The following is a 12,915-nucleotide window of genomic DNA, read 5'->3' on the forward strand; positions in this document are numbered from 1 at the left end:
GCGCGCTTCCCGGGACGATGCGGCGTGGACCGTGATCCTCACGGTCCGACACCCCGTGGTCCTGGGAGGACTCCATGAGACACCGCGCAGTCGCGCTGTGCGGCGCCGCCGTCGTCGTCGTGGCCGGGGCCTTCACGGCCGCCACCGCCGAGGCGAGCACAGCGCACTCCGCGCAGGCCCCGCACGCCGCGAAACCGAGCTGGAAGAAGTGCGGCACCACCGACTATCCGACGCTCCAGTGCGCGTCCCTCACGGTCCCGCTCGACCACTCCCGCCCGGACGGCAAGCGGATCACGCTCGCCCTGTCCCGCATCCCGCACACCGCCGCCAAGTCCCAGGGTCCGCTGCTGGTCAACCCGGGCGGGCCCGGCGGCAGCGGTCTGACGCTGGCCGGGTTCGTGGCGTCCTCGCTCCCGAAGAAGGTGGCCGCGCAGTACGACGTCATCGGCTTCGACCCGCGGGGCGTCGGCAAGAGCGAGCCCGCCCTGGACTGCCGGCCGGGCCACTTCGCCCCGGTGCGCCCGGACTCGCTGCCGACGACGCCGGCCGTGGAGAAGGCCAACATCGCGCGCGCGAAGTCCTTCGCCGACGCCTGCGGCACGAAGTACGCGGACGTGCTGCCGTACATCGACACGGTCAGCGCCGCACGGGACATGGAGGCGATCCGGACGGCGCTGGGGGCCCGGAAGATCAACTACTTCGGCTACTCGTACGGCACCTACCTGGGCGCCGTCTACGCCAAGCTCCACCCCGAGCGGGTGCGGCGCCTGGTGCTGGACTCCGTCGTCGACCCGACCGACGTCTGGTACGACGCCAACATCAACCAGGACCACGCCTTCAACGACCGGCACCGTGCCCTGATGGCCTGGATCGCCGACCACGACACGACGTACCGGCTCGGCACCGACCCGGAACGGATCGAGGCCCAGTGGTACGCGATGCGTACGGCGCTGGCGAAGAAGCCCGCCGACGGCAGGGTCGGCGCCGCCGAACTGGAGGACACCTTCCTCCCCGGCGGCTACTACAACGGCTACTGGCCCTACCTGGCGGAGGCGTTCTCGGCCTTCGTGAACGACGGGAACGCCGGCCCGCTCGTCGAGGCGTACGAGAACTTCGGGGCCACCGACGCCTCGGGGGAGAACAGCTACAGCGTCTACACCGCGGTGCAGTGCCGGGACACCGCCTGGCTGCGCGACTGGGAGACGTGGCGCGCGGACCACTGGAAGGTGTACGAGAAGGCGCCGTTCATGGCGTGGAACAACGCCTGGTTCAACGCGCCGTGCGCCTTCTGGCCGACGGACTCGCTGCGTCCGGTGGACGTCACCAACCGAAAGCTGCCCCCGGCGCTGCTGTTCCAGGCGACCGGTGACGCGGCCACCCCGTACGAGGGCGGCGTCACGGTCCACCGAATGCTGCACAACTCCAGCCTGGTGGTGGAGCAGGGCGGCGGGAACCACGGCATCACGCTGAGCGGCAACGCCTGCCTGGACAAGCACCTGGCGGCGTACCTGACGGACGGGACCGTGCCGCGCGGCGCCGGTGAGGCGGACGCGGTGTGCTCGCCGTCGCCCCGGCCGAAGCCGCTGGAGTCGAAGGCCGCGTCGATGTCCTCCCGCGGATCCACGCTGCACGGACTGCTCGGCTTCCGCAGCTAGGCCGGCCCCGCCTGACGGCCCGTCGGGGGCGTTGTCGGACCCGTGGTCCACCATGGACGCATGAGTGAGCTGACCAGGATCCCCGCCCCCGACGGCGTCGCCCCCGCCGCCCAGTACTCCCACGTCGTCCTCGGCACCGGACGTTTCGTGGCCGTCTCGGGCCAGCTCGCCCTGGACGAGGACGGCCGGGTCGTCGGCGAGGGCGACCCGGCGGCCCAGGCCCGCCAGGTCTTCGAGAACCTGCGCCGCTGTCTGTCCGCGGCCGGCGCGACCTTCGACGACGTGGTCAAACTGACCTTCTTCGTCACGGACATGGCGCACATGCCCGCGATCCGCGCGGCCCGCGCCGAGCACCTGCCCGACGACCGACTGCCGGCCGCCTCGGCGGTTCAGGTCGCCGCACTGGTCCGGCCCGAGTTCCTGATGGAGATCGAGGCGTTCGCGGTGGTCCCGCAGTGACCGGGCCCCGGGTGCGCGAGATGACCCTCGCCGACTGCGACCGCGTGTCCGCGATACGCGTCGGGGGCTGGCGGTCCGCCTACCGGGGCCTGATGCCGCAGCCGTACCTCGACGGGCTCAGCGTCGCGGGGGACGCCGCACGACGCCGCACCCTCTTCACCCGGGCCCCGGACGGCGTGGTGAACCTGGTCGCCGAGGACGACGGCGGCGAGATCGTGGGCTGGGCCTGCCACGGCCCCTACCGCGACGGCGACCTGCGCACCGCCGACGCCGAGCTGTACGCCCTCTACGTCGACGCCTCACGGCTCGGCGGCGGAATCGGGCGGGCCCTGCTGACCGAGTCGGTACGCCGGTGCACGACCGCCGGGCACACGCGCATGCTCCTGTGGGTGCTCGAGGGCAACGCCCGCGCCCGGCGCTTCTACGAGAAGGCGGGATTCCACGCCGACGGCGCCGAGGAGCCGTTCGACGTGGACGGGGTCGCCGTGCCCGAGGTGCGGTACGCCCGGGCACTGACCGGCTGACGGCTCACCGCGGGCCCGGGATGCGCGCCAGGGCCCGCACCGCCGCCTCCGCCAGCGCAGGGTGGGCGAGGGCGTCGTTCAGCACCGGTCTGGCCCGGTCGTCGCCGAGCGAGCCGAGCCCGTCGACGCAGGCGAGCGCGACCCGGCGGTAGGGGTCGTGCGGGCGCAGCCGCCGTTCCAGCGTGGTGATCAGCGCGGGCACGGCCTCCGGGGCGCGCAGCTCGACGAGCAGCCGCACGGGGTACAGGGCGTAGGCGACGCGCAGCTCGTTGGTGGCGAGCGCGGCGGCGGCGCGGGCGGTACGGGGGTCGCCGAGGCGGGCCAGGGCGTGGGCGGCCAAGGCGCAGCGCGGCGGGTCACGGTGGTTCAGCAGCAGCACTAGGGCCTCGAACGCCCGGCGGTCCCCCGCGACGCCCAGCCGGAAGGCGGCCAGCTCGCGCGCCCACAAAGGCTGTGCGGGCTCGATCAGCACCGCTGCCAGCTCGTCCCGGTCCTCGGTGGCCACGAGGCGGTCGTACGCCGCCGAACCGCCCGCGGCGGCCGACTCGCCCCGCAAACGCTCCGTGAGCGCTCGCAACTCTTCGTCCATGACACCGAGGTTAGGGGCCTTGCCGGTCGTGTGGGACGTACATCACGAACACCAAGGGCTGGCGCGCTCGTTACCCGGCAGTTAAGCTCAGACGAGCGAGTTACCCACTCGCTGCACTCCTCACGGCGGTTTGGTGACGCAGCCGCTGTGAGAGCAGTCGGTTCGGTACATCAGGTACCGCAGTGCGACTCGGCCTCGGGACAGGGCCGGTCGGTCACCGCCGCAGCGGCGGGCGTGTGCACGCCCTCCCCGACGGCTCCGGGCGTGTGCGCCAGTCAGCCCGGCAACACCCGCACTCCTTCCGCACGCACCCGGTGCGCCCCTCGGCGTACCCGGGCGTGTCTCCCGTCGTCACCCTCATTCTCCTGGAGTCCGCGATGGCCACTCCCCTGTCCGACACCCCTCTGTCCCCGCTCCGGACCGTCGCCGTGGTCGGCCTCGGCACCATGGGCACCGGTATCGCCGAGGTGCTGGCCAAGGCCGGCCGTGACGTCGTCGGCATCGACGTCAGCGAGGCGCAGGCCGCGAAGGCCGTCGCCGCCCTGGAGTCCTCCACCGCCCGTGCCGTCGAGCGCGGCCGGCTGACCGAGCGCGAGCGCGCGGACGCCCTCGCCCGGTTCCGTACCTCCACCGATCTGCGGGCGGCGTCCGGCGCCGACCTGGTGATCGAGGTGGCTCCGGAGTCGTACGAGGTCAAGCAGCAGATCTTCCGGGAGCTCGACGGGATCGTGCCGCCGGAGACGATCCTGGCCACCGGCACCAACGCCCTGTCCGTCACCCGCCTCGCCGCCGACTCGGCCCGCCCGGAGCGGGTGCTGGGCCTGCACTTCTTCAATCCGGCCCCGGCGATGAAGCTGGTCGAGGTCGTCTCCTCCGTGCTGACCGCGCCCGCGGCCGTCACGGCGGTCACCAACCTCGCCCTCGACCTCGGCAAGGAGCCCGTCGCGGTCGGTGACCGGCCCGGGTTCGTCGCCGACGGGCTGCTGTTCGGCTACCTCAACCAGGCCGCGGCGATGTACGAGGCGCGCTACGCCTCCCGGGAGGACATCGACGCCGCGATGCGGCTGGGCTGCGGCCTGCCCATGGGGCCGCTGGCCCTGCTGGACCTGATCGGTGTCGACACCGCGCGCACGGTCCTGGAGGCCATGTACGCGGCCTCCCACGACCGTCTGCACGCCCCCGCCCCGATCCTGAAGCAGCTCAGCGAGGCGGGCCTGACCGGCCGCAAGTCCGGGCGCGGCTTCTACACCTACGAGGCACCGGGCAGCGCGGTCGTCGTGCCGGACGCGCTGACGCCGCGGAAGAGCGACACCCCGGTCCCCGGCCGCCCCGTCCGCTCGGTGGGCGTCGCCGGCTCGGGCACCATGGCCTCCGGCATCGCCGAGGTGTTCGCCAAGGCCGGGTACGAGGTCGTGCTCGCCGCCCGCAGCGCGGAGAAGGCGCAGACGGCGAAGGCCCGGATCGGCAAGTCCCTCGCGCGCAGCGTCGACAAGGGCCGGATGACCGCCGAGGCCGCCGCCGAGACCCTGGAGCGGATCGTTCCGACCGGCACGTACGACGACTTCGCCGACGTCGACCTGGCCGTGGAGGCGGTCGCCGAGGACCTGGAGGTCAAGCGGCAGCTGTTCGGCACGCTGGACAAGGTCTGCAAGCCCGGCGCGGTCCTGGCCACCACCACCTCCTCCCTGCCCGTCGTCGCCTGCGCCCGCGCCACCTCGCGCCCGCAGGACGTGATCGGCATGCACTTCTTCAACCCGGCGCCGGCCATGAAGCTGGTCGAGGTGGTCCGCACGGTGCTGACGGCCGACGACGTCCACGCCACCGTCCGTGAGGTGTGCGCCAAGGTCAGGAAGCACGCCGTGGACTGCGGTGACCGGGCCGGGTTCATCGTCAACGCGCTGCTGTTCCCGTACCTGAACAACGCGGTGAAGATGGTGCAGGAGCACTACGCGACGCTCGACGACATCGACGCGGCGATGAAGCTGGGCGGCGGTTACCCGATGGGCCCGTTCGAGCTGCTGGACGTCGTCGGGCTCGATGTCTCGCTGGCCATCGAGAAGGTGCTCCACCGCGAGTTCCGCGACCCCGGCCTCGCACCCGCGCCGCTCCTGGAGCACCTGGTGGCCGCGGGCTGCCTCGGCCGCAAGACGGGCCGCGGTTTCCGCGAATATGCCCGGCGCTGAACGTCCGGGCGACTGGTTCCGGTCCGAAGAGGACTGGGGCGGACTGCTGGATCCCGCCGGGTCTCCCCCGCCCTCCCGGGGCGGGGGAATCCCCGGTCATGCGCATCAAGCTGCGCACATGCAGTACGTTCGGGTCATGCCCCAGCCCGCCAAGTCCTCACGTACACCAGCTACGCCCGACGCTCCGGAGAGCGCCGCCGGCAGCCGAGCCGCCGCCCAGCGGCTGAAAATGCGCCGGGAATTGGCAGCCGCGGCGATGGAGCTGTTCGCGACCAAGGGGTACGAGGCGACCACGGTCGACGAGATCGCGGCCGCGGCAGGCGTTGCCCGCCGCACCTTCTTCCGCCACTTCCGCTCCAAGGAAGAGGCCATCTTCCCGGACCACGACGACACCCTCGTCCGCGCCGAGGCGGTGCTCAACGCCGCGCCCGCGCACGAGCACCCGCTCGACACGGTGTGCCGCGGCATCAAGGAAGTCATGAAGATGTACGCGGCCCGGCCGGAGATCTCGGTCGCCCGTTACAAGCTGACGCGTGAGGTGCCCACCCTGCGCGAGGCGGAGATCGCGTCGGTGGCCCGCTACGAGCGCCTGTTCACCCGCTATCTGCTGGGCCACTTCGACGAGCACGCGCACGACGACGACGCCAACGACGACCCGCTGCTCGCGGAGGTCGCCGCGTCCGCCGTGGTCACCGCCCACAACCACGTGCTGCGCCGCTGGCTGCGGGCGGGCGGGCAGGGCGACGTGGAGGCCCAGCTCGACCACGCCTTCGCGATCGTGCGGAAGACGTTCGGCACGGGTATCGGCGCCGGACGCAGCGGCTCGGCCACGCGCCCGCCGGCCGCCTCGGCCTCCGCGCAGGGCGAGGTGCTGGTGACGGTCGCCCGCACCGACGCGCCGCTGCACGAGGTCATGCGGACCATCGAGCAGGCCCTGAAGGAGCGCTGAGCCACTCCTACTCCCGTGATCCTCCTGTGAGAACGGCCACCCCCCGGGTGGCCGTTTTGGCATGTCAGGGGCCGTTTTCCGCCGTCTCCGAGGACCGCTTCGATCGATCATCGCTCATTTGTTACGTAAAGATTTCATCTGAGGCCAATTTCTGGCACGCAGTGCCTTGCGGGGTGACACGCGGTGCCATACGTTGAAGGAGTCCGGGCGGCCGGCGCGCAGAGACCATTCGCGCGTCGGCTGTCCCAGCAAGCCAATGGCCTGCGCGCCCGGACGCCTGCGTCACAGGCACCCTCCCGCGCCACAAAGCGCTGCCGAAGCACCACCCACCGCCGAACCGACGGCAGACCAGCAACCCGACCCTCAGCAGCACCGACGTAACCCTCAGCGCCCCTCCCTCAGGGCGCTCGACGCCGGAGGCAACACCGTGACCATGAAGGACATCCTGGCCGCGATCCAGGCGCCCGAGACCACCTCGGCCGACTTCGCCGCTCTCCCGCTCCCCGAGTCGTACCGCGCGATCACCGTGCACAAGGACGAGACGGAGATGTTCGCGGGCCTCGAGACCCGCGACAAGGACCCCCGCAAGTCCATCCACCTGGACGAGGTCCCGCTGCCCGAACTGGGACCGGGCGAGGCCCTGGTGGCCGTCATGGCCTCCTCGGTCAACTACAACTCGGTGTGGACCTCGATCTTCGAGCCGCTGTCCACCTTCGGCTTCCTGGAGCGCTACGGCCGCACCAGCGAGCTGGCCAAGCGCCACGACCTGCCGTACCACATCATCGGCTCCGACCTGGCGGGCGTCGTGCTGCGCACCGGCCCCGGCGTCAACTCCTGGCAGCCCGGTGACGAGGTCGTCGCGCACTGCCTCTCCGTGGAGCTGGAGTCGTCCGACGGCCACAACGACACGATGCTCGACCCCGAGCAGCGCATCTGGGGCTTCGAGACCAACTTCGGCGGGCTCGCGGAGGTCGCGCTCGTCAAGTCCAACCAGCTGATGCCCAAGCCCGGCCACCTCAGCTGGGAGGAGGCCGCGGCCCCGGGCCTGGTGAACTCCACCGCCTACCGCCAGCTCGTCTCCCGCAACGGCGCCGGAATGAAGCAGGGCGACAACGTCCTCATCTGGGGCGCTTCCGGCGGTCTCGGCTCCTACGCCACCCAGTTCGCGCTGGCCGGCGGCGCCAACCCGATCTGTGTCGTCTCCAGCGAGCAGAAGGCGGACATCTGCCGGTCCATGGGCGCGGAGGCGATCATCGACCGCAGCGCCGAGGGCTACAAGTTCTGGAAGGACGAGAACACCCAGGACCCGAAGGAGTGGAAGCGCTTCGGCAAGCGCATCCGCGAACTCACGGGCGGCGAGGACATCGACATCGTCTTCGAGCACCCCGGCCGCGAGACCTTCGGCGCGAGCGTCTACGTCACCCGCAAGGGCGGCACCATCACCACCTGCGCCTCGACCTCGGGCTACATGCACCAGTACGACAACCGCTACCTGTGGATGTCCCTGAAGCGCATCATCGGCTCCCACTTCGCCAACTACCGCGAGGCCTGGGAGGCCAACCGCCTCATCGCCAAGGGCAAGATCCACCCGACGCTCTCCAAGGTGTACTCCCTGGAGGACACCGGCCAGGCGGCGTACGACGTCCACCGCAACCTCCACCAGGGCAAGGTCGGTGTGCTCTGCCTGGCACCCGAGGAGGGCCTCGGCGTGCGCGACGAGGAGATGCGCGCCCAGCACGTCGACGCCATCAACCGCTTCCGGAACGTCTGAGGAGCACGGCATGACTGAGCGTCAGAAGGACCGGCCGTGGTTGATGCGGACCTACGCCGGCCACTCCACGGCCGAGGCGTCCAACGAGCTGTACCGACGCAACCTCGCCAAGGGCCAGACGGGTCTGTCGGTGGCGTTCGACCTGCCGACGCAGACCGGCTACGACTCCGACCACGTCCTCGCCCGCGGCGAGGTCGGCCGGGTCGGGGTGCCGGTCGCACACCTCGGTGACATGCGCCGGCTGTTCCAGGACATCCCCCTGGAGCAGATGAACACCTCGATGACCATCAACGCCACGGCCATGTGGCTGCTGGCGCTCTACCAGGTCGTGGCGGAGGAGCAGGGTGCGGACATCACCAAGCTCCAGGGCACGACCCAGAACGACATCGTCAAGGAGTACCTGTCCCGGGGCACGCACGTGTTCCCGCCGGGACCGTCGCTCCGCCTGACGACGGACATGATCGCGTACACGGTCTCCCACATGCCCAAGTGGAACCCGATCAACATCTGCAGCTACCACCTGCAGGAGGCGGGCGCCACGCCGGTGCAGGAGATCGCGTACGCGATGTCCACCGCCATCGCCGTGCTCGACGCCGTGCGCGACAGCGGCCAGGTGCCCCAGGAGCGCATGGGTGACGTCGTCGGGCGCATCTCCTTCTTCGTGAACGCGGGTGTCCGCTTCATCGAGGAGATGTGCAAGATGCGGGCCTTCGGCCGCATCTGGGACAAGGTCACGCGCGAGCGGTACGGCATCGAGAACCCCAAGCACCGCCGCTTCCGCTACGGCGTCCAGGTCAACTCCCTCGGGCTGACCGAGGCGCAGCCGGAGAACAACGTCCAGCGGATCGTGCTGGAGATGCTGGCCGTCACCCTCTCCAAGGACGCACGCGCGCGTGCCGTGCAGCTGCCCGCCTGGAACGAGGCCCTGGGCCTTCCCCGCCCCTGGGACCAGCAGTGGTCGCTGCGCATCCAGCAGGTGCTGGCGTACGAGAGCGACCTGCTGGAGTACGACGACATCTTCGACGGCTCGAAGGTGATCGAGGCGAAGGTGGACGAGCTGGTCGCCGAGGCGCTCGCCGAGATCGACCGGATCCAGGAGATGGGCGGCGCCATGGCGGCCGTCGAGTCCGGCTACCTCAAGTCGCAGCTGGTCGCCTCGCACGCCGAGCGCCGGGCCCGGATCGAGTCGGGCGAGGAGAAGATCATCGGCGTCAACGCCTTCGAGGGCACCGAGCCGAACCCGCTCACCGCCGACCTGGACACCGCGATCCAGACGGTCGACCCGGCGGTGGAGGCGCGCGTGATCGCCTCGCTGCAGAACTGGCGGGACACCCGCTACCAGCCGCCGTTCAACCACCCCCGCCCCTGCAAGGCGCTGGAGCGGCTGAAGGAGGCCGCGAAGGGCACCGAGAACCTCATGGAGGCCACCCTGGAGTGCGCCCGCGCCGGGGTCACGACCGGCGAGTGGGCCGGGGCGCTGCGCGAGGTGTTCGGCGAGTTCCGCGCGCCGACGGGCGTGTCGTCGGCGCCGGTCGCGGTCGCCGCCGAGGAGGGCAGCTCCCTGGCCCTGGTACGCCGGAAGGTGGATCTGACGGCGAAGGACCTCGGCGTCGGCAAGCTGCGCTTCCTGGTCGGCAAGCCGGGCCTGGACGGTCACTCCAACGGCGCCGAGCAGATCGCCGTGCGTGCCCGCGACGCCGGCTTCGAGGTGGTCTACCAGGGCATCCGGCTCACCCCGGAGCAGATCGTGGACGCCGCCCTCGCCGAGGACGTCCACGCGGTGGGCCTGTCGATCCTCTCCGGCTCGCACGCCCAGCTGGTGCCGGACGTGCTGGACAGGCTCCGTGTGGCCGGTGCCACAGATATACCGGTGATCGCCGGTGGCATCATCCCGAACGGTGACGCCGAACAGCTGCGGGCCGCGGGAGTGGCCGCGGTCTTCACTCCGAAGGACTTCGACATCACCGGAATCATCGGCCGGATCGTCGACGAGATCCGGACAGCGAACAAGCTCGACCCCCTGGAGGTCCCCGCATGACCACGGTCAACCGCCTTCGCCCCCGGCGCTCCTGCCTGGCGGTACCGGGCTCGAACCCGCGCTTCCTGGAGAAGGCCCAGGGCCTCCCGGCGGACCAGGTCTTCCTGGACCTGGAGGACGCGTGCGCCCCGCTGGCCAAGCCCGAGGCCCGGCACACCATCGTCAAGTTCCTCAACGAGGGCGACTGGACGGGCAAGACCCGCGTCGTGCGCGTCAACGACTGGACGACCGAATGGACGTACCGCGACGTCGTCACGGTCGTCGAGGGGGCCGGCCAGAACCTGGACTGCATCATGCTGCCGAAGGTCCAGGACGCCCAGCAGATCGTCGCCCTCGACCTGCTGCTGACCCAGATCGAGAAGACGATGGGCTTCGAGGTCGGCCGGATCGGCATCGAGGCGCAGATCGAGAACGCGCAGGGCCTGAACAACGTCAACGAGATCGCGCAGGCCTCCCCGCGCGTCGAGACCATCATCTTCGGCCCGGCCGACTTCATGGCGTCCATCAACATGAAGTCCCTCGTCGTGGGCGAGCAGCCGCCCGGCTACCCGGCGGACGCCTACCACTACATCCTCATGAAGATCCTGATGGCCGCCCGCGCCAACGACCTCCAGGCGATCGACGGCCCCTACCTCCAGATCCGCAACATCGACGGCTACCGCGAGGTCGCCCGGCGCGCCGCCGCCCTCGGCTTCGACGGCAAGTGGGTGCTGCACCCGGGCCAGGTCGAGGCGTCCAACGAGATCTTCTCGCCCTCGCAGGAGGACTACGACCACGCCGAGCTGATCCTGGACGCGTACGACTACTACACGTCCGAGGCGGGCGGCAAGAAGGGCTCCGCGATGCTCGGCGACGAGATGATCGACGAGGCCAGCCGCAAGATGGCCCTCGTCATCTCCGGCAAGGGCCGCGCGGCCGGCATGCAGCGCACCAGCAAGTTCGAGATCCCGGAGGCCTGAGCCCGATGCAGTTCGGACGCACCTACGAGGAGTTCGAGGTCGGGGCGACGTACAAGCACTGGCCGGGCAAGACGGTCACGGAGTACGACGACCATCTCTTCTGTCTCCTCACCATGAACCACCACCCGCTCCACATGGACACGAACTACGCCGAGAAGACGACGGACTTCGGCAAGAACGTGGTGGTCGGGAACTACATCTACTCCCTCCTGCTCGGCATGTCGGTGCCGGACATCTCCGGCAAGGCGATCGCCAACCTGGAGATCGAGTCGCTCAAGCACGTGGCGCCGACCTTCCACGGCGACACCATCTACGGCCAGACGACCGTGCTCGACAAGTGGCCGTCGAAGTCCAAGAACGACCGCGGCATCGTCCACGTCGAGACCAAGGGCTACAAGCAGGACGGCACGCTCGTGTGCGTCTTCCGCCGCAAGGTGATGGTGCCCACCGAGACGTACATCAAGGAACGCGGCGGCGAGCAGCCCGGCCGTCCCGAGCTCAAGTCCCAGGAGAAGTGAGGCAGCAATGAGCCGACTCGCACAGACCCACGGCCTCACGGACGTCCAGCAGGAGATCCTCTCCACCGTCCGGGACTTCGTGGACAAGGAGATCATCCCAGTCGCGACGGAGCTGGAGCACCGCGACGAGTACCCGCAAGCGATCGTCGACGGGCTCAAGGAGCTGGGCCTGTTCGGACTGATGATCCCCGAGGAGTACGGGGGCCTGGGCGAGTCGCTGCTGACCTACGCCCTGTGTGTGGAGGAGATCGCCCGCGGGTGGATGTCGGTGTCCGGCATCATCAACACGCACTTCATCGTGGCGTACATGCTCAAGCAGCACGGCACGCAGGAGCAGAAGGACCACTTCCTGCCCCGTATGGCGGCCGGCGACATCCGGGGCGCCTTCTCGATGTCGGAGCCGGGCCTGGGCTCGGACGTGTCGGCGATCACGTCGAAGGCGGTGAAGGACGGCGACGAGTACGTCCTGAACGGCCAGAAGATGTGGCTGACGAACGGCGGCACGTCGTCGCTGGTGGCCGTACTGGTCCGCAGTGACGAGGGTCACCCCGAGGGCACCGCGCCGCACAAGTCGATGACGACCTTCCTGGTGGAGAAGGAGCCCGGCTTCGGCGAGGTCCGCCCCGGCCTGACCATCCCGGGCAAGATCGACAAGATGGGCTACAAGGGCGTCGACACCACCGAGCTCATCATGGACGGCCTGCGCATTCCGGCCGACCGGGTGCTCGGCGGCGTCACCGGCCGAGGTTTTTACCAAATGATGGACGGCGTGGAGGTCGGCCGCGTCAACGTCGCGGCGCGTGGCTGCGGCGTCGCTCAGCGTGCCTTCGAGCTCGGTGTCCAGTACGCCCAGCAGCGTCACACTTTCGGCAAGGCGATCGCCCAGCACCAGGCCATTCAGTTCAAGCTCGCCGAGATGGCTACCAAGGTGGAGGCGGCGCATGCCATGATGGTGAACGCTGCGCGCAAAAAGGACTCCGGCGAACGAAACGACCTGGAAGCGGGTATGGCCAAGTACCTCGCCTCCGAGTACTGCAAGGAGGTCGTGGAGGACGCCTTCCGGATCCACGGCGGCTACGGCTTCTCCAAGGAGTACGAGATCGAGCGCCTCTATCGCGAGGCTCCGATGCTCCTGATCGGTGAAGGCACCGCCGAGATCCAGAAAATGATCATCGGCCGCCGACTGCTCGAAGAGTATCGATTCCAGGGTTAGATGTCCGGATACGGGGTGTTTTCTTGGAGAAGAAGGTCACACCCCGTAGGCACTGTT

Annotated in this window: 11 protein-coding genes; 10 read left to right on the forward strand and 1 reads right to left on the reverse strand. The window is 70.0% G+C overall.

What is annotated here, in order from left to right:
• Positions 1 to 74 precede the first annotated feature (74 nt).
• The 3 genes from IE260_RS01575 to IE260_RS01585 are packed head-to-tail and all read left to right on the forward strand — an operon-like array spanning position 75 to position 2,638.
• Positions 75 to 1,655 carry an alpha/beta hydrolase gene (locus IE260_RS01575; RefSeq protein ID WP_189868578.1) on the forward strand — a complete coding sequence of 527 codons (1,581 nt, stop codon included), beginning with the start codon at positions 75 to 77 and terminating at the stop codon, positions 1,653 to 1,655.
• Positions 1,656 to 1,715: 60 nt separating this feature from the next.
• A complete protein-coding gene (locus IE260_RS01580; RefSeq protein WP_189868579.1) occupies positions 1,716 to 2,114 on the forward strand; it encodes a RidA family protein in 399 nt (132 codons plus the stop codon).
• A gap of 20 nt (positions 2,115 to 2,134) precedes the next feature.
• The gene (locus IE260_RS01585) at positions 2,135 to 2,638 is read left to right on the forward strand and encodes a GNAT family N-acetyltransferase (RefSeq protein WP_189868700.1); all 504 of its coding nucleotides are present in this window, start codon (positions 2,135 to 2,137) and stop codon (positions 2,636 to 2,638) included.
• Between the two features lie 4 nt (positions 2,639 to 2,642).
• Here the strand turns inward: IE260_RS01585 and IE260_RS01590 are convergent, their stop codons facing one another.
• Positions 2,643 to 3,227 carry an adenylosuccinate lyase gene (locus IE260_RS01590; protein ID WP_189868580.1) on the reverse strand — a complete coding sequence of 195 codons (585 nt, stop codon included), beginning with the start codon at positions 3,225 to 3,227 and terminating at the stop codon, positions 2,643 to 2,645.
• Between the two features lie 377 nt (positions 3,228 to 3,604).
• On the opposite strand from IE260_RS01590, the gene IE260_RS01595 reads away from it, so the two are divergent.
• The 7 genes from IE260_RS01595 (at position 3,605) to IE260_RS01625 (ending at position 12,858) form a co-directional block, all read left to right on the forward strand.
• Positions 3,605 to 5,410 carry a 3-hydroxyacyl-CoA dehydrogenase family protein gene (locus tag IE260_RS01595; RefSeq protein ID WP_189868581.1) on the forward strand — a complete coding sequence of 602 codons (1,806 nt, stop codon included), beginning with the start codon at positions 3,605 to 3,607 and terminating at the stop codon, positions 5,408 to 5,410.
• 136 nt (positions 5,411 to 5,546) lie between these two features.
• Positions 5,547 to 6,359, forward strand: coding sequence for a TetR family transcriptional regulator (locus IE260_RS01600; RefSeq protein WP_229880322.1), 813 nt, complete (start codon positions 5,547 to 5,549; stop codon positions 6,357 to 6,359).
• A gap of 433 nt (positions 6,360 to 6,792) precedes the next feature.
• Entirely contained in the window at positions 6,793 to 8,130 is a 1,338-nt protein-coding gene (ccrA, locus tag IE260_RS01605; protein ID WP_189868701.1) for a crotonyl-CoA carboxylase/reductase, read from the forward strand.
• Positions 8,131 to 8,140: 10 nt separating this feature from the next.
• A complete protein-coding gene (locus IE260_RS01610) occupies positions 8,141 to 10,168 on the forward strand; it encodes an ethylmalonyl-CoA mutase (RefSeq protein WP_189868583.1) in 2,028 nt (675 codons plus the stop codon).
• Positions 10,165 to 11,127 carry an HpcH/HpaI aldolase/citrate lyase family protein gene (locus IE260_RS01615; RefSeq protein ID WP_189868584.1) on the forward strand — a complete coding sequence of 321 codons (963 nt, stop codon included), beginning with the start codon at positions 10,165 to 10,167 and terminating at the stop codon, positions 11,125 to 11,127. Before IE260_RS01610 ends, IE260_RS01615 begins: the two co-directional genes overlap by 4 nt.
• A gap of 5 nt (positions 11,128 to 11,132) precedes the next feature.
• Entirely contained in the window at positions 11,133 to 11,645 is a 513-nt protein-coding gene (locus tag IE260_RS01620; protein ID WP_189868585.1) for a MaoC family dehydratase, read from the forward strand.
• A gap of 7 nt (positions 11,646 to 11,652) precedes the next feature.
• Positions 11,653 to 12,858 (forward strand): acyl-CoA dehydrogenase family protein, encoded by a 1,206-nt coding sequence (locus IE260_RS01625; RefSeq protein ID WP_189868586.1) that lies wholly within the window; start codon positions 11,653 to 11,655, stop codon positions 12,856 to 12,858.
• The last annotated feature ends 57 nt before the right edge of the window (positions 12,859 to 12,915 follow it).

The sequence above is a fragment of the Streptomyces viridiviolaceus genome (assembly GCF_014650995.1).
GTDB classification, from domain to species: Bacteria; Actinomycetota; Actinomycetes; order Streptomycetales; family Streptomycetaceae; genus Streptomyces; species Streptomyces viridiviolaceus.

What these genes read in the sequence shown, in the direction of transcription:
- IE260_RS01575 (WP_189868578.1), top strand. Translation starts at nt 75, where the DNA reads ATGAGACACCGCGCAGTCGCGCTGTGCGGCGCCGCCGTCGTCGTCGTG.
- IE260_RS01580 (WP_189868579.1), top strand. Translation starts at nt 1,716, where the DNA reads ATGAGTGAGCTGACCAGGATCCCCGCCCCCGACGGCGTCGCCCCCGCC.
- IE260_RS01585 (WP_189868700.1), top strand. Translation starts at nt 2,135, where the DNA reads ATGACCCTCGCCGACTGCGACCGCGTGTCCGCGATACGCGTCGGGGGC.
- IE260_RS01590 (WP_189868580.1), bottom strand. Translation starts at nt 3,227, where the DNA reads ATGGACGAAGAGTTGCGAGCGCTCACGGAGCGTTTGCGGGGCGAGTCG.
- IE260_RS01595 (WP_189868581.1), top strand. Translation starts at nt 3,605, where the DNA reads ATGGCCACTCCCCTGTCCGACACCCCTCTGTCCCCGCTCCGGACCGTC.
- IE260_RS01600 (WP_229880322.1), top strand. Translation starts at nt 5,547, where the DNA reads ATGCCCCAGCCCGCCAAGTCCTCACGTACACCAGCTACGCCCGACGCT.
- ccrA (WP_189868701.1), top strand. Translation starts at nt 6,793, where the DNA reads ATGAAGGACATCCTGGCCGCGATCCAGGCGCCCGAGACCACCTCGGCC.
- IE260_RS01610 (WP_189868583.1), top strand. Translation starts at nt 8,141, where the DNA reads ATGACTGAGCGTCAGAAGGACCGGCCGTGGTTGATGCGGACCTACGCC.
- IE260_RS01615 (WP_189868584.1), top strand. Translation starts at nt 10,165, where the DNA reads ATGACCACGGTCAACCGCCTTCGCCCCCGGCGCTCCTGCCTGGCGGTA.
- IE260_RS01620 (WP_189868585.1), top strand. Translation starts at nt 11,133, where the DNA reads ATGCAGTTCGGACGCACCTACGAGGAGTTCGAGGTCGGGGCGACGTAC.
- IE260_RS01625 (WP_189868586.1), top strand. Translation starts at nt 11,653, where the DNA reads ATGAGCCGACTCGCACAGACCCACGGCCTCACGGACGTCCAGCAGGAG.